This window comes from Streptomyces sp. NPDC002870 (assembly GCF_042888505.1).
In the GTDB taxonomy this organism is placed as follows: domain Bacteria; phylum Actinomycetota; class Actinomycetes; order Streptomycetales; family Streptomycetaceae; genus Streptomyces.
This window is the reverse complement of sequence record NZ_JBIAPW010000022.1, coordinates 43,521-59,670: the sequence shown is the minus strand read 5'-3', so window position 1 is coordinate 59,670 and position 16,150 is coordinate 43,521. Positions and strand designations below refer to the sequence as shown.

The window sequence follows — 16,150 nt, the reverse complement described above, 5'->3', positions numbered from 1 at the left end:
ACGAAGAACCTGCTCCAAGGGGTGCCGGTTTACCACATTTAGATGCAAACGCGAAGTATAAGCTTCACGAATGCAGGCCTCCGTGAGCGCGCTATGGCGACCACAGAGGCCCAACAAAATTAATTGCTGCCGAACATTACACGTCTTCCTGACGGTCCAGGAGGGATGCCAGTGCATGCTCGAACCCCGATGCTTCGCTCGCCTCGCGGGTCGGGTCCTGCTGTCGCACGTCGATGACGTGACCGGTCAGTTCGGAGAGCAGTACGTCCAGAGAGGTCCTGGCCACAGCCTCGGAGGAGAGCAGCGAACCGGTGGGCTCCTGACCGAAGGCCTTGGTGCGCATCGGGGTAGCCGTGCGCTCGGGATTCACGCAGTTGACGCGGATTCCGTCGGCCGCCCATTCGTCGGAGAGGGCCTGGGTGAGGTTGACCATGGCCGCCTTGGTCGACGAATAGAGGCTGTACTCGGCACGTCCACGGGTGTAGCTGGAGGAGGTATAGAGGAGCAGCTGCCCCTTGGTCTCCGCCAGGTACTTGTACGAGGCGCGGGCAATCTGGACCGGCGCCAGGTAATTGACGTTCAACGCCTCCTGGATCGCCGTGTTGTCCGTCTCCGCGAGCTTGCCGATGCGCAGCACACCCGCGGTGTTGATGACGTAGTCGATCCGGCCCGTCTCGGAGTACGCCATGGAGAGCGCGTCGTCGACGTGCTCCGGGTTCTCCACGTGTGTGCCCGTGGTGGAGCGGCCCAGGGCGTAGACGTTCGCGCCGTACTCCTTCGCCAGCGTGGCGATGTCCGCGCCGATGCCGTACGAGCCGCCGAAGACGACCAGCGTCCGGCCCGCCAGCAACTCGCGGTAGGCCGCCTCGTCCGCCTGGCGCGGAGACGCTGTGGTGGCCAGCTGGAAGAGCTTGTCGGCGATGAAGACGTCGACCGGCTGGGTCACCTTCATGTTGTACTCGTCACCCGCGACGACATATATCGGCACGTCCGGCAGATACTTCAGCACCACGGAACAGTCGTCCGTGGCCTGGAAGTTGGGGTCGCCGGCCGCGACCTCGTACGCCTTGCGGATGGTGGAGAGCTTGAATGCCTGCGGCGTCTGGCCACGGCGCAGCCGCGAGCGGTCCGGGACGTCGGTGATGAACTCGCCGTCGTCGCCGTGGGTGCGGGTCACGATGATCGTGTCCGCGGACGGGATGGCGACATCGACGGCCTGGTAGCGCTCAAGGGCGTCAACACACCCCTGGATCACACGCTGTGACAAAAGCGGACGGACAGCGTCATGGAAGAGGACATTACGGTCCTCCCCCTCGGCGAGCCCCTCCCCGAGCGCGGCGATGGCCCGCTCGGTGGTCTCGTTGCGCGTGGAGCCGCCCTCTAGGATCTTGGTGACCTTGGTCAGTCCGGCCTTCGCGATGATCTTCTCAACGTCGGGCACAAAACCCGGCGCCATCAGCACAATCACGTCGTCGATGGACTCGGCCTGCTCGAAGATCGTCAGCGTGTGCTCGATGACAGCCTTGCCGGCGATCTTCAGCAGCTGCTTGGGGATCGACAGACCCACGCGCTGTCCGGTGCCACCGGCGAGCACGACTGCTGTGGTTCGGGGCTTGACTATGTGCTGCACAGACACAGACGACCTACCTTGCGGGGACGGGGGAACAGGGCGATGGTTGCACTCTCAGTTACCGTCCCGCAAGGTGGGTGCCTTCCACTCCACACCGTGGCGCAACCTGCCGTTTGCCTTGTGGCCAGGCTAATCCCGCCACTCGCGACGATTGACCGGGTGACCGAGACCACATGAAGAAGCGGAGGCGATCACTCCTACAGGCAAAGGCCGCCAGGAGCCGATCCACGGAATTCACGTGCAGGAAATCTCTACAGATCAACCACGTTGAGAGCGAGGTCGTTGGATCCCGTGTAGAAGAAACGCACACGGACTCTCTTCTTGGGCCTTCTGAGAACGTTCTTGGCGATAGCGCGGGGGAGGCTCCCCTTCCTCTTCTTGGGCAGAATGGTCAACGGATAGTTGTAGATGTCCTTTTTCATGACGACGTCGTCCAGCACCCGCCCGATTGTCGCCGGTTGGACATCCGGCGCATAACGGAGCAGGGCGTCCCACACATCGTGCGCGGTGGCCTGGTGCGCGGCCGGCTGAGCACAGGGGACGGTGAAGTGAAAGACCTGCCCATCCTCCCAGCGCCCGGTGACGGTCAGTTCACGCGCCGGCCTGCCGCGGCGGCGCAGCACGAGCACGGGGTCACCGGCCGGGGTGGCGCCGATCAGGCGGCCCGACAGCGTGACCTTCTTGCCTGCGAGCCGCACCTCCGCGGCCTCCGCGTGCACCGGCCGGACCCAGGACCGCAGGACGAGCGTGCCCTTGGCCTTGTCTGCGTAGGGCACGAGGTTCCGGACGGCCTCGCCCGGCACCAGCCGCTCCGCCGCGTGCATGGCGCCGCGCTGGTCGACATTGCGGCTGCCGAGCCGGGAGCGCGCACCGGTGGCCGCCATCTCGACGAAGAGTTCCCACACCCCCTCACCGAGCTGCTCACCGGCCGGGATCGTGACGGATCCGTCCGGCCCGAACGCGAACGTACGGACCTCGGTGCTGCCCTCGGTACGTACGCACATCAGGCGCAGCCCTGCCTCGTCGGCCGACGGGCGCGGGCTGACCAGAGTGAGGGCCAGCGCGCCGTCCGCGGCCACCACACAGTCGGCCACCGGCGCGAACTCGGGCACCGAACCGCGCGGTGACGTGTCGCCGGCCAGCTCCTCGAAGAGGTTCTCGTACTCCTTGACGACCTGAGAGGGGTCGAAGCGGCGGGCGCTGGCCCGCGCGGCCGCGCCCAGCCGGCGCCGCAGCGCCTCGTCGTCGATCAGTGTGAGCAGCGCGTCGACGATCGCCTTCACATCGCCGACCGGGACGAGGACGCCGTCCGCGCCGTTGTCGATGATCTCGCGCGGTCCGTAGTCGCAGTCTGTGGAGATCACCGGCAGACCGCAGCGCATGGCCTCGACGAGCGTCATTCCGAACGACTCGTGGCGCGAGGTGGAGACGGCGATGGCGCCCTTGGCCCACTCGGGCTCGATGGGTGAATGCGGCCCCATGAGGTGGACCTTGTTGTAGAGGCCCGTCTTCAGGATCTGGTCGCGGAGGGCGGGGCGCCGGTCGCCGCCGCCGTAGATGCGCAGCACCCAGTCCGGGCGTACGGCCGCGACCTTGGCGAAGGCGTCGATCAGGACGTTGTACTGCTTCTCCGTCGCCAGCCGGCCGGCCGCGACGACGGTGTTGCCCGTCCCGTCACTGGGGGCGACCTGCGGCTCGGGAACGCTGTTGGGGATGGCCAGCACCCGGGTGCTGGGCAGCGGCATCTTCTCCCGCCACACCTTGGCGTCACCCTCGGAGACCGTCACAAAGGCGTCGATCGCGGCGAGATGCTCGTACATCTCGGCGCGCAGCGCGGCCTTGTGGTGGTTGTGCGTCATGTGTTCCTGGCCGATGCGGACCGCGCTGCGCGGGGCGAACTGCGCGACGTACGCGACGAGTCCGGGCCGGGTGCCGACGACGACGTCCGCGTCACAGGCGGCGTAGTGCTCACGGACGCGGTCGTCGGTGAGCCGGCTGTACTCCTTGTAACGCGCCTCGTTCTGCGGGAAGAACGTCGCGGGCTGGAGCTGGAAGGGGTGCTCCTGCTCGTTCGTCGGCGAGTTCGGCCTGGTGTCGACGAGGGGCACGACGGTGATGCGCGGGTCGATGGAGAAAAGCGGGACGTCCCGGTGCCGGAAGACCGAGACGATCTCCACCTCGTGCCGGTTCACAAGCTCTTCTGCGAGGTTGAGCGTGGTGCGGATCGTCCCGCCAATACCGTAAACGGTATGGATGAGGAAGGAGATCTTCATCGGCCGTGGTGCTCCGTTCGACTGAGACGCGGGAGGCGGACGGGCAGTCCCCGTAACGCCACACGCCAGTCAGACGGGTCTGGGACCCCGGAGGTTGCCCCTGATCCGCGGATTTAACCGGATCAGAGGACACGGAACGGGACGAAAGAGACGAACTCGTCGTACTCACACTGTGCCTCGCCCCGAGGCCTGCGCCACACCACGGCCGACCGCGGACACCACCCCGCGGCCGGGCGCCGTCCTAGAACGGGTCGAACTCGTCGTACTCCCGCTGCGCCTCGTCCCGCTCCGCGTCGCGGTCCTTGCGCCGCTGCGCCGCCGGACGCGGTGCCTCCAGGCGGTGGTCCTCGCCTCGGCGGCCGAGCATCTCCGCGCCCGCCATCATCGTCGGCTCCCAGTCGAAGACGACCGCGTTGTCCTCGGGGCCGATGGCAACGCCGTCGCCCGCGCGGGCGCCGGCCTTCATCAGCTCGTCCTCGACACCGAGGCGGTTGAGGCGGTCGGCGAGGTAGCCGACGGCCTCGTCGTTGCTGAAGTCGGTCTGGCGGACCCAGCGCTCCGGCTTCTCGCCGCGCACCCGGAACAGCCCGTCCTCCTCCTGCACCACCGTGAAGCCCGTGTCGTCCACCGCCTTCGGGCGGATGACGATTCGGGTCGCCTCCTCGACCGGCTTGGCCGCGCGAGCCGCCGCGATGATCTCGGCCAGCGCGAAGGAGAGCTCCTTCAGGCCCGTACGAGCGATGGCGGACGCCTCGAAGACGCGGTAGCCGCGGGCCTCGAGATCCGGGCGGATCATGTCCGCGAGGTCCTGGCCGTCCGGGATGTCGATCTTGTTGAGGACGATGATGCGCGGGCGGTCGTCCAGGCCGCCGTACTGCCGCAGCTCCTCCTCGATGACATCGAGGTCGGTGACCGGGTCGCGGTCGGATTCCAGCGTCGCGGTGTCCAGGACGTGCACGAGCACCGAGCAGCGCTCGACATGGCGCAGGAACTCCAGGCCGAGGCCCCTGCCCTGGCTGGCTCCCGGGATCAGGCCGGGGACGTCGGCGATGGTGTAGACGGTCGACCCGGCGGTGACCACGCCCAGGTTCGGCACAAGCGTGGTGAACGGGTAGTCCGCGATCTTCGGCTTGGCCGCGCTGAGCACCGAGATCAGCGAGGACTTGCCGGCGCTCGGGTATCCCACCAGCGCCACGTCGGCGACGGTCTTGAGCTCCATGACGACGTCACGCGCCTCGCCCGGCTCACCGAGCAGTGCGAAGCCGGGCGCCTTGCGGCGCGCGGAGGCCAGCGCGGCGTTGCCCAGGCCGCCCCGACCACCCTGGCCGGCGATGAAGGTGGTGCCCTGGCCGACCAGGTCGGCGAGCACATTGCCCTGCTTGTCGAGGACGACAGTGCCGTCGGGCACCGGCAGGACCAGGTCCTGGCCGTCCTTGCCGGAGCGGTTGTCGCCGGCGCCGGGCTGACCGTTGGTCGCCTTGCGATGCGGGCTGTGGTGGTACTCGAGCAGCGTCGTCACCGACTGGTCGACGACCAGGATGACGTCTCCGCCACGGCCGCCGTTGCCGCCGTCGGGGCCGCCGAGCGGCTTGAACTTCTCCCGGTGAACGGAGGCGCAGCCGTGGCCTCCGCTACCCGCGGCGACATGCAGCTCGACGCGGTCCACGAAGGTGGTCATGGTTGTGCCTCCAGATTGGGGTCTCCCCGGCCGGAGGCTGGGGAAGTACATACGAAATGTCTTAGCTTCAACACGCGAAAGGCGGACCCACTTCCCGAACGGGAAGTGAGGTCCGCCCTCGCAAAGATCCGATCAGGCGACCGGAACGATGTTCACGACCTTGCGGCCACGGTGCGTGCCGAACTGCACCGCGCCGGGCTGCAGCGCGAACAGGGTGTCGTCGCCACCGCGACCGACGCCCGCACCCGGGTGGAAGTGGGTGCCGCGCTGGCGGACCAGGATCTCACCGGCGAGAACGACCTGACCGCCGAAGCGCTTCACGCCGAGCCGCTGAGCATTGGAGTCGCGACCGTTCCGAGTGGACGATGCGCCCTTCTTGTGTGCCATGTCTCCTCAGTCCCTTACTTCGCAGCCGTGGGGATGCCGGTGACCTTGATCGCCGTGTACTGCTGGCGGTGACCCTGGCGGCGGCGGTAGCCGGTCTTGTTCTTGTAGCGAAGGATGTCGATCTTCGCGCCCTTGTGGTGGTCCACGACCTCGGCCGTGACCTTGATACCGGCCAGCACCCACGGGTCGCTGGTCACGGCGTCGCCGTCGACAACGAGCAGGGTCGAGAGCTCGACCGTGTCGCCAACCTTGGCAGTGGGAATCTTGTCAACCTCAACGATGTCGTCAACAGCAACCTTGTGCTGACGACCACCGCTGCGCACGATGGCGTACACGCGGATCTCACTCTCGCTCGGAACGGATCCCCTGATGCCAGCCGCTCGCACAGGCCGAAGCCTGCGACGATCCGGAAGGATGAGCGGCCTCTCCCGACCGGCAGAACCATCGGGAGGGAGTTGCTCAGGGGTGGGCGTGCATGGAAACACACCGAGGGTCAAGGTTACGGGGCCCGGCTTGAGGGGTCAAACCGGGTACGCGCCGTGAATCCCTGGTGGACGCCTGCCGTGGCCTGTTGAATGTGCGTTCGTGTCCCTGCGCTCCCTGATCACGATGCCTCGTATGCTCCGCCACGGCTCTGCCGTGGGCGCGGACCTGCCGCCGGACGAGACCGTCACCGTCGATGCCGTCGCCGACCCCGCCCTTCGGGCCGCGCTGACCGCTGCCGCGACCGGCGACGCCGGCCCTGCCCGCGAGCTGCTGGCCACGACCCGGCTCGGCGCCCAGTGGGAGCGCCGCAGTGTGTACGTCTCCGAACTCGCCGAGTGCGCGCTGCACAACCCGGGCTGGCTGGAGGGCTGGCTGGCCGCTTCGCCCGAGGACCCGGACGCGGCGCTGGTGAAGGCGGACCTCTGTATCCAGCAGGCCTGGGAGGTACGTACCGGCTACCGCGCCAGGCATGTGTCCGAGGACCAGTTCCGGGCCTTCTTCACGCTCCTCGAGGATGCGGTTCCGGTGATCGCCGCCGCGGCCGAGCTCAACCCAACCGACCCGGTGCCGTGGGAGGTCGCGCTCACCCACGCACGCGGCATCCAGGCGCCCCGGCATGTGTTCGACGCCTACTGGACCGAAGCCGTGGCCAGGGCCCCGCACCACTACGGCTGCCACGCCACAGCACTGCAGTACCTCTGCGACAAGTGGTACGGCTCGCACGAGGAGATGTTCGCCTTCGCCGAGCAGGCCGCCGAAGGAGCGCTGCCCGGCTCGAAGCTGCACGCGCTGCCGCTGATGGCCGCAGTGGAGTACGAGGTCGTCTCCGACGACTCCACCGAGGACGGCCCGATCGACCCCGCCCGGGTCGATGCGGCGATCGCCCGCGCGCTTGAGCTCTCCGACTGGTACGAGCCGGGCGACCCCGACGCCGCGGGCTTCCGCAATCACCTGGCCCTGATGCTGATCTTCGCCGAGCGCTGGACCGAGGCCCTGGAGGTGTTCCGGGCGATCGGCGTGCATGCGCGCAGCTTCCCTTGGGGGTACGTCGGCGAGGCCCGCAAGGAGTTCCTGGAGTTCCGCCTGGGCGTACGGATGCAGATCGCGTCGCAGACCCCGTTCTTCGGCCGCCCGCCGCAGCCCGCGACGCCGGCGACACCGCTGCCCTCCGTCCCCGCGCCGCGCTCACTCGCGATAGCCGCGGCCCCGCCGCACGAGGTCGCAGAGGCGGCACTGATGTGCGGCGTCTCGCTGCGAATCGCGCCCACCCCGTCGCCGTACCGGATGAGCTACGTCGAGCTGGTCCCCGACCCGTCGCCCGGCAGGCGCGCGAGCCTCGCGGCCGGCGAGGAGATGCTCACGGCCGCCGCGGACAACTTCACCACCGGCGAGAAGTGGCCCGCCCTGGTCCTGCGGCGCACCGCCGACCGCTATGGCTTCACCCTCTTCCTCAAGGGCAAGCCGGTCGCGTCCCATCTGTGGGACCCGTCCGCCCCGGTCACCGGCCACCCCGAGGCCACGGCCACCGCGCAGGCCCTCGCCGCCGTCTTCCCGGTGCCGGACCCGCGCCCCCTGGTCACCCTGCTGCGCGGCACGAACGACCCGGCCCGCCGCCAGTCGGAGCTGGTGACCGCGCTCAGGCTGCCCCCGGTCCCGGCCGGCTTCGGCGAGCGCGACGAGATCCTGGCCGGGCTGGACGATGCCCAACTCCTGGCCCGCCGCGGGGTGTTCAAGGGCATCAGGGACACCATGTCAACGGACCTGGGCACTCCGGCCCTGCCGATCCCCCGCCCGCGGCGCTGGTGGGTGCTGCGGATCGTGGCCCTGACGATCCTGGTCCCGGCGGCGGTATACGGCTGGTGGTCCCCGGACGTTGGCTGGTATCGCACGCTGGTCCCCACGGCGGCGTCGCTCTTCTACGCGCTCCAGCTGCGGAAGGCGTGGAGCCAACGGCACCGCCGCTGAGCGGGCGGCCGCACCTTCGCAGCGGCAGGACGCCCTACCGCCCACCAATACGTAATTACATGTCGTGTGGCTGGACCTGTCATTGACGTGACCTCGATATTCGACCCCTATCTGGCGACTTGAGGTAAATCACCCCTCGTGCTTCGGTCCAGACAGCCGAAGTGGCCCGCCGAAGGAAATCGACGGGCCACCACGACGCAACTCTGCCAAGAAACCAAGGCGGCAGCCACCACCTCGCTGAGCTGAAACCCCTGGCCTTTCGGCTTTTTACGGCATAGGCCAGGGGGCTCGTCCGGGTTCGGCGTGCACACACACTAGAGGACGATGTGCAAGAACCATGAACTCCACAGCGTCGCGCACATCTGTTCCGATCTCCCAAACCAGACGATCGAACCAAGAATAGACGCGACCCGATCCGGATATGTAGATATGCGCACCGCTCAGCCATCTGCAGAGCGGTGCGAAATCTTCTCCATAGAGAGACTCCAGTCGCAACGCTTCTTCTCGATGCCGAACCCCCCAGCCCGCGGAGAATTGAATCGGATCAGAATTAATGAAGCTCACCCCAGGATGATCCACCGGCTGAACGGACAGCCCGTACAGATTCTGGTAGAGCCCGGCCACCTGCTCACCGAGGTTGTATCCAGCCTCCCGGAGAGTGCCCACGACGGGTGCCACATCGACACTCCTGTCAATGCTCCATCCCGACTCCGTGAGCGCATTCAGAACCTCAGGGCGCAGATCCCCCAGCCTGAAACGCGACAGGTTACTCAATTCCCAGATTCCCCTGCAGTCGAGCGCAACGGCCGCAAGGCCGCGCCCTGCCGAAATGTTCCCATGCTCCGTCGAGGTCGTCGCTTACGTGAACAACCTTCATCCTGCCTCCACGCGTTGCTGCAATCCCCTCGGCGTTGTACGCCTTGATCAAGCACTTCGTCTCGGCGCAGCCACCATGATGGTCGTTATTCGGATCCTTGAAGACCTTGTCCATCTCGTCCGGAACCTCAAGCTCCTCGGCATTGTGCGCCCGGTATACCTTCCCGGTCGGAGAGGTGTATTCGGCCGCATAATCAGCGCGCGCAATCTCGGCCTTGTCGGCGAACTCCTCAAAGGTCTCACCACAGTTGTGGACGAGAACAGCGGAAGCGCCTGCGTGTACATAGTACGTGTGGATGCCGCTGATCGTGAGGTCATGCGTGCGCTGGCGCTTTTCGAAGTAGCGGGTCTTCGACAGTTCGACAACATCGCCGTCCGGGGTGCGAAGCGTCATCCCGGGCTTGAGGTCGCCGGCCTCGATCCACTTGCCTTCGGACTCCACCCAGAAGGGGTGGGTCGTCGTGGAGATCAGTGCCGCCACGTCACCAGACTTGCCCTCGATGGTGAGGTCGACGAAGTGCTTGTCGTCCTCGGTGACGATCGTGCCGACGACCTCGCGGGTCGTGGTCTCGCCCGTCTCCGGATCCGTGACAACGACCTTGTCACCGAGCTCTAGCTGCTCGATGGGCTTGCTGCTGCCGTCTGCGAGGGCGACTTTCGTTCCTGGCAGGAAGCTGTGATTGGGGACCGGGCAGGATCCGGAGTCCCCCTTGCCCTTCTTGAGGACGGCCTTGAGCCTGGCCCGCGCCCCGGACAGCGCGTCCTTCGCCTTGCCCAGCGCCTTGTTCGCCTTGAGCAGACCCTTGACGCCGCCAATGAGGTCACCGACCAGGCCCGCCACTCGTTTGGCGAGCTTGGCGCCGTCGGCCCACTTCCACGGCACTCCGTACTTGGCGAGGATCTTGCCTGCCAGACCACCGGCGAAGCTGCCCGCGATGTTCAGCAGGGTCTCCCCGCAGGCCCCCATGTCACCGCTGGAGATGCAATCCAGCGCCGCATCGATCCCGAGAATGTCCCGGACGATCTTCACCAGGGCCTTGCCCGCCTGCTTGATCCGCTGCTTCGCTGCGGACTGCTGGTCCTGGGCATCCGAGAGCGCGTTCTCTGCCTCGCCTACCTCGTGCTCCGCCTTGTCCTTCTCCGGGTTCTTGGGCTTGTAGGGGCCGTAAGTGCCGTTGTCTCCCGAACAATTGATGGGGTAGCAGCTCTCGAGACCGCTCGGGTCGCTGAGCGTTACGGGGGAGTTGTCGGCGTAGGCATAGCCGTTGATCTGCTGCGGACGCCTGTAGTCGATGATCGGGTCGACCGATATGAACTTGCCGATGACCGCGTCGTATTCACGTGCGCCCAGGTGCGTCAGGCCCGTGGAGGAGTCGATCGTGCCTCCGACGAAGCCCTTCTCCCCGGGCCAGGTCCCGGTCGCCTCGCCCCGATCGACACCGTACGGATCGAAGCGCCGCTGGGAGACCGCGCCGGTGGCGGAGTCGATGGCCAGCTCGCCCGTGCCGTGGTGATCGGAGGCAAGGAAGGAGACCTTGCCATTGTCGGAGCGGACCGCGACGGTCTCGCCGAGGTGCGTGTAGTAGCGGGTGGCCTCCGCCTTGGAGCCGCCGGCCGGCAGCCGGAGTTCCATGCCGGGCAGGTAAACCGTGGTGCCGGACGGGTCCTTGCGCTGTACCCGGCTGCCGCTCGCGTCGTAGAGGTTCGTGGTCTCCGACCCACTGGCCTCCTTGGCCTTGGTCAGCTTTTCGCGGGCGTCCCACTCCAGCGTTTGGGTGTTGCCGCCGATGGTGCGCTTGGTGGTGTTGCCTGAGTCGTCGTACTCGTACGTCGACTGGCGATCGCCTGTCGGCGTGTTCTCGACGATCTTGGTCACCTGGTGCGGGCCGTCGCCCGCCGCGCCAGCGGCGCCGTAGGTGTAGGTGCGGGTGATGTCCTTCGACGCGTCTCGTCCGGTGTCGTGCACCTTCTCCGAGGTGCGATTGCCGATCGCATCGGTGACGTACGACTTCCAGTACGCCGCCGGGCCACCCAGCGGGCTCGCACCCGGGGCCGCCTCGCATGCCTTCGGCTGGGTGCCGTCCACTGGGGCAGTCGTGCCGACGGTGCCGGAGCCCGTCGCATCCGCCACAGTCGACGTGGGGGTCCACGCATCCGAAAGACGTCGGCCCGAGGCATAGGCGAAGCATTGGACGTCGGGCGATGAGGCGTTCGCGGTGTCCGAGATGGACAGAACGTTGCCGACCTGGTCGTAGGAGTAGTTGGACTCCTTCACCGGAGCGGACCCGCCGTAGACGTCGACGACCGACCGCGTCAGACGGTCTGTGCCGGTCTCGTAAGCGAAGGTCTGCCAGACCTTCTTGCCCGTCCCGGTGGACAGTTCGAGTTGTTGGAGATGGCTGGTGTTCGAGTAGACCGTGTTGGTGACGTACGGCGTCGTACCCGTTAGCTTCGTCGGCCGCTGCAGCTCGTCGTAATCGGAGACGAGCGCCTCGGCCGGCAGCCCGCCCGCGGCGGGGAGACCGGCAGACTGCACGGTGCCGTCACGGTTGTACGCGTTGGTGAAGACGTACGTGCCGGCAAGCGCGCCCTGAGACGCGGGCACTGTGTACGCCGTCTTCAGCGGACGGTAGAAGTTGTCCAGGGACTGCGTGACCGATGCGAAATACTCGGTGGCGGAGATGTAGCTCAGGGAAGCCCAAGCCTGGCCGAGCCAGCCCGCCTTGTCATAGCGGGTCTCTGTGAGCTTGGTCCCGGTGTTGGCTTCGCCCTCCCAGGTCGTCACCGGACGGCCGAGCTTGTCGTAGACCGTCGAGATCTGCCTGCCGCGACCGTCCGTCGTCTTGACGGGACGGTCGAGGGAGTCATACTCCGTAGTCGACGTGCCGGCGTCGGGGTCGATCGACTTCGTCTTGCGGCTCAACTGGTCGTACTCGTAGCGCCACACATTGTTCTTGGCGTCGGTGACCGTCTCCAGCTGTCCGGCCGGTGTGTAGGTGTACTTGGTCGTGTCGTGACCCGTGCTCGGGCTCGGCGACGCCCCGTGGTGGTGCCACATTTCCGTAGTACGGCCGCCGGCATCAGTGATGGTCGTCGTGGGCACACCGCCAGTCGGCGGATCCACGTCGACACGCTCGCCGTTGTACGTGATGGTCGAGCGCCATTGCTCGACGCCGGAAACGGCGGTTATCTCCGCCGTCGTGCGGCCGAGCCCGTCGAACTGGAGGAGACTCTGGGCGCCGACCTCTCCGTTGTGCACGATCAGGAGTTCGTCGGAGGGTGCACCGGCGGCGTTGTAGGTGGAGTTGGTCTTCTTCACCTTGCCGGTGCCGTCGTAGAACGAGTCGGCGACCATCCTGGTCCCGCCCGGCCCCTCGGTCTGTATCTGGCGGGGGCGCAGCAGGCCGTCGTACAGCTGATACTCAGACCCGTACGACCCGTCGATCTCGACCTTCTCGGTCTTGATCGCGACGACCTTGTCCCGGCGGACGTTGTACGAGTACTTGATGCTCGGGGTCTGGCTCTTCGCCCGGTCCGGCAGCCACACGGACGTCAGACGGCCAAGGCCGTCGTACGCCAGGTCGGTGCGCTTTCCGTTCTGGTCCGTCTGTCCCGCCGACTGACCCCAGGCCGGGGCGTAGTCGGTGGTCGTCACGTGGCTGAGGGCGTTGGTGAACGTGGCCTTGGAGATCAGACCGTTCACGTCCGTGTAGGCCGTCTTGGTCTCGGCCTGGCTCGCGTCCTTCTGCGACGTGGGGCGGCCGAACACGTCATACGCCGTGGTACCGGTGGCCTGGTACGTACCGGTGGTGCCATCGTGCGAGGTGAGGCGCTCCGTCTTCGTCGCGTCGCCCGCCTGCGGGGCCGCGCCGAAGGCGCCGCCGTCGTAGGAGGTCCGCTCGTCCGCGATCACCTGGGTCTTGCGGTCGGGCGTGGCCGAGCACTTGACTGCAACGGACTCGCTGCGCGACGGCAGCGAGAGGATGTTCTCGCCCGCATTGTCGGCGTACCAGACACGCGTGCAGGTGTCGTCCGCGGCGGTCGACACATCACCCAGGTCCTCGGCCTCGTAGGCACGGCCTGTGCGGTTCGCCGTCTCGTACTTCGTGGTCGCCTTCGTCTCACGCCAGTCGCCGGAGGCGAGAGGTGTGAAGCCGCGAGTGGTGTCCGACTTCACGATGGTGGCGTGCGTGGTGGCCCAGCTCTTCGTCTGAGTGGCGGTGTTGTACTTCCACGGAGTGGTGATCACCTTCGAGACGAGGTCGGCCCCGTTGTAGGTAGCCGCCTCCAGCTCGAAGCCGGTGAACTCCTTGGAGTCGGTGTACTCGGTACCTGTGGAGTCTTGGACCTTGACCGAACGCGTGCCGCCGGCGGAGTCCTTGTCTCCGTCCATGCCCTGCATGAACGTGTAGTCGATACGGCTGGTCTGCTGGTCGGCGCTTCCGCTGGTGACCTTGACCTTGCCGTAGCCCTGCCAGCCGCCCCACGTGAGGTACTTGTCCTCGGTGATGCCGTCCGGCTCGGCCTTACGCCATGCCGCGTTGCCCTGGTAGTCGTACCGTGTGACCAGGCTTTCGCCACCGCCCGTGCGGTCGGTCTCGACGATCTCCGCGACAACGTATTTGTGGAACCAGTCCGTGATCGGGTCGATGTATCCGGGCGGTGCCCATTTGACCGGGTAGCAGCGCTTCGTCGACGAACCAGGCGTCGGCAGCGCGTCCTTCGTGCAGTTCGTCGGCGCGTAGTTGACGTCCAGCTGGGCGCCCGTCTCGCTCAGCACCGCCGCCAGACGGAAGCGGTGGAAGGGCGCGATGTTGTCGCCGACCGCGTCGACTCGGTTGACGAGCTGCTGGCCGTACAGCTCCAGCGTCGGCAGCTTGGCTGCGGTGCCGACCCGGCCCTCGTGGTCGATCTTCGACAGCCACAGCGTCTTGGAGTCGTCGCCGTTGTCGGTGAAGAGGTGAGTGAACGTCCACGCGTCCACGTCCTGGTAGGTCGTGGCGTCCTTGCGCATCTGCGTGGTGATGCCGGTCAGCCGCTTCGTGGTCCAGAACGTCTGCCCGACAGTGCACTTGGTGTCGGCCTTGCACTCCTGGTCGACCGGGACGTCGGGCCAGTGGGCGGCGTTGGCTGCCGTGCGCTTGCTCTCGGCGCAGTCGAAGTCGGCCGTGGGCAGGCAGCGTTCCGCGGTGGTGAAGGCGACACGAGCCGGGGCCTTGGCGGCGTAAACCTGACCGTCGCGCTGGCCGTAGTCGACCCGCTTCAGGTATCCGCCACGGTGGTAGGCCGTGCCGTTGACGTCCGTCTTACCGTTCAGCGCGTAGTGGTTCGTCTCCGGCGAGTAGTAGTAGGACATCACGTTTCCGTGGGTGTCCTTGACGTAGTCGAGGTTCCAGCGCCAGGCCTGCTTGCAGTGCGCGCTCGTGAACGTGGCGTTGTAGCAGGGCTCACCCGAGTCGTCGCCGAAGACGGGAGTCGTCCAGGTGGACGCGGTCTCCTCGTTGCCGGCCGCCCAGCCCGGCAGCCGGTTCTGGCCGAAGTAGTACTCCGTGCCGTCCGTGGTGGTGACGCGCCAGTGCTCGCCGTCGTTGTCGCCGTTCGTGGCACCGGTCAGCTTCTCGACCTTGGCCCCGTCGTCGGACGCGAGATGCCACTTACCGGTGGTGTCGTCCTTGATCAGTTCGGTGGCGCTGCCGTTGAGCAGAATGGTGGCGTTGTCGAACGCCCAGCACTGCTCACCGGACCCGGAGTGACCGTCGTCCGAGCACGGCTTGTAGCGGCGCTCGATGTACCCGGCGTCGTACGAGAAGCCCTCACCGATCCAGGACCCCTGGTTGTTCGTCGCCGAGGTCCGGCCGTCGGCGGACTGGGACGAGTATCCCAAGCCGATGCTCGGCGTCTGCCCGCCGGGCGTGGGGACAGTACGCAGCGGATAGTTCCACGAGAAGCCACCCGATGAGGGGGCCACGTTCCAACTCGCGGACGGAGAAAGAGCCGTCGCCTTGTAGGTGCCCTGGGCCGAGGAAGGGCCGGCGGCCAGGGCGACGAGCGAGGCGCCCTGGACCGCCATGGTGGAGGTGCCTGTCTCGGCGGGGGTGGCCGTGACGTCGGCCGAGACCGTACGGTCCTTTGCGCTGTTCACCGTCTTCAGCGGCTTGGGCAGCTCGGGGCATGCCTTGCTGCCAGGATCGGCGAACGCCGCGCACGCGGGCAGCTGGACGAGCCGAAGGCGGGCACCGTAGGCACCACCGTAGCCATCGGCGAAGGCGGAATAGTCCACGTGCATACGGACCTTGGCAGCCTGCGCCCCATCATCCGAACGCTGGACGCGGAGGATGGCCCCGACTCCGAGCTTGGCGGCCCGTTTGGGGTCGAGGACATCGACCTTGATCTTGCCGGGCGCCGGGATCGGCTTCCCGGCGGCCGCCTTGGCCTTGTTCGCGGCCTTGTTCGCAGCCGTGGGCACGGTGACGGAGATGGGCAGACCACCGGCCTTGACCTCGGCTGGGGTCTTGGTGCCGGCGTCCGACACCGGCACTTCCGCGCTGCCCTGGGCCGGCCAGGCAGCCTTGTCGAGCTGCTTCACCGCAGCCTTGCGGGCGGGGTCGCCGGGGCGGGGCCTGACCTTGCCCTCGGTGCCCTCGACAGGGTCACCGAAGTCCTGGACACCGGGTCTTCCCCGGCCCTTTTCATCAGCGTAGGCAACAGCCTGGACAGAGGAAGCCGACAGTGCCAGGGAAAGCCCGAGCACAGTTGCGGCGACTGTATGTCTGGGCATGCGGCGGCTCAGCAAGCGGCCACGTATCGACATCACAGGACTCCATGGATCAAAACAGGGACTGGGGAAGCACGGGG

The 16,150-nt window shown here is 67.1% G+C and carries 8 protein-coding genes; 1 reads left to right on the top strand and 7 read right to left on the bottom strand.

Features of this window, described 5'->3' with window-relative positions:
• Positions 1–136 precede the first annotated feature (136 nt).
• From ACFYWY_RS24680 to rplU, 5 genes are all read right to left on the bottom strand, one after another.
• Positions 137–1,636 carry an SDR family NAD(P)-dependent oxidoreductase gene (locus tag ACFYWY_RS24680; protein WP_389190188.1) on the bottom strand — a complete coding sequence of 500 codons (1,500 nt, stop codon included), beginning with the start codon at positions 1,634–1,636 and terminating at the stop codon, positions 137–139.
• A gap of 245 nt (positions 1,637–1,881) precedes the next feature.
• Entirely contained in the window at positions 1,882–3,903 is a 2,022-nt protein-coding gene (locus ACFYWY_RS24675; protein ID WP_389190187.1) for a glycosyltransferase family 4 protein, read from the bottom strand.
• Between the two features lie 241 nt (positions 3,904–4,144).
• Entirely contained in the window at positions 4,145–5,581 is a 1,437-nt protein-coding gene (gene obgE / locus ACFYWY_RS24670; RefSeq protein WP_389190186.1) for a GTPase ObgE, read from the bottom strand.
• Positions 5,582–5,713: 132 nt separating this feature from the next.
• Positions 5,714–5,968, bottom strand: a complete 255-nt coding sequence (gene rpmA, locus ACFYWY_RS24665; protein WP_307663554.1) for a 50S ribosomal protein L27 — start codon at positions 5,966–5,968, stop codon at positions 5,714–5,716.
• Positions 5,969–5,982: 14 nt separating this feature from the next.
• Positions 5,983–6,303 carry a 50S ribosomal protein L21 gene (gene rplU, locus ACFYWY_RS24660; RefSeq protein WP_223774625.1) on the bottom strand — a complete coding sequence of 107 codons (321 nt, stop codon included), beginning with the start codon at positions 6,301–6,303 and terminating at the stop codon, positions 5,983–5,985.
• A gap of 283 nt (positions 6,304–6,586) precedes the next feature.
• On the opposite strand from rplU, the gene ACFYWY_RS24655 reads away from it, so the two are divergent.
• The gene (locus tag ACFYWY_RS24655; protein WP_389190185.1) at positions 6,587–8,419 is read left to right on the top strand and encodes a hypothetical protein; all 1,833 of its coding nucleotides are present in this window, start codon (positions 6,587–6,589) and stop codon (positions 8,417–8,419) included.
• 267 nt (positions 8,420–8,686) lie between these two features.
• Here the strand turns inward: ACFYWY_RS24655 and ACFYWY_RS24650 are convergent, their stop codons facing one another.
• Both ACFYWY_RS24650 and ACFYWY_RS24645 read right to left on the bottom strand, forming a co-directional pair.
• Positions 8,687–9,193 (bottom strand): SUKH-3 domain-containing protein, encoded by a 507-nt coding sequence (locus ACFYWY_RS24650; protein WP_389190184.1) that lies wholly within the window; start codon positions 9,191–9,193, stop codon positions 8,687–8,689.
• Entirely contained in the window at positions 9,186–16,073 is a 6,888-nt protein-coding gene (locus tag ACFYWY_RS24645) for a polymorphic toxin-type HINT domain-containing protein (protein ID WP_389190183.1), read from the bottom strand. Before ACFYWY_RS24645 ends, ACFYWY_RS24650 begins: the two co-directional genes overlap by 8 nt.
• Between the last annotated feature and the right edge of the window lie 77 nt (positions 16,074–16,150).

Coding starts and splice junctions, on each gene's coding strand:
- ACFYWY_RS24675 (WP_389190187.1), bottom strand. CDS start 3,903: ATGAAGATCTCCTTCCTCATCCATACCGTTTACGGTATTGGCGGGACG.
- obgE (WP_389190186.1), bottom strand. CDS start 5,581: ATGACCACCTTCGTGGACCGCGTCGAGCTGCATGTCGCCGCGGGTAGC.
- rpmA (WP_307663554.1), bottom strand. CDS start 5,968: ATGGCACACAAGAAGGGCGCATCGTCCACTCGGAACGGTCGCGACTCC.
- ACFYWY_RS24655 (WP_389190185.1), top strand. CDS start 6,587: ATGCTCCGCCACGGCTCTGCCGTGGGCGCGGACCTGCCGCCGGACGAG.
- ACFYWY_RS24645 (WP_389190183.1), bottom strand. CDS start 16,073: ATGCCCAGACATACAGTCGCCGCAACTGTGCTCGGGCTTTCCCTGGCA.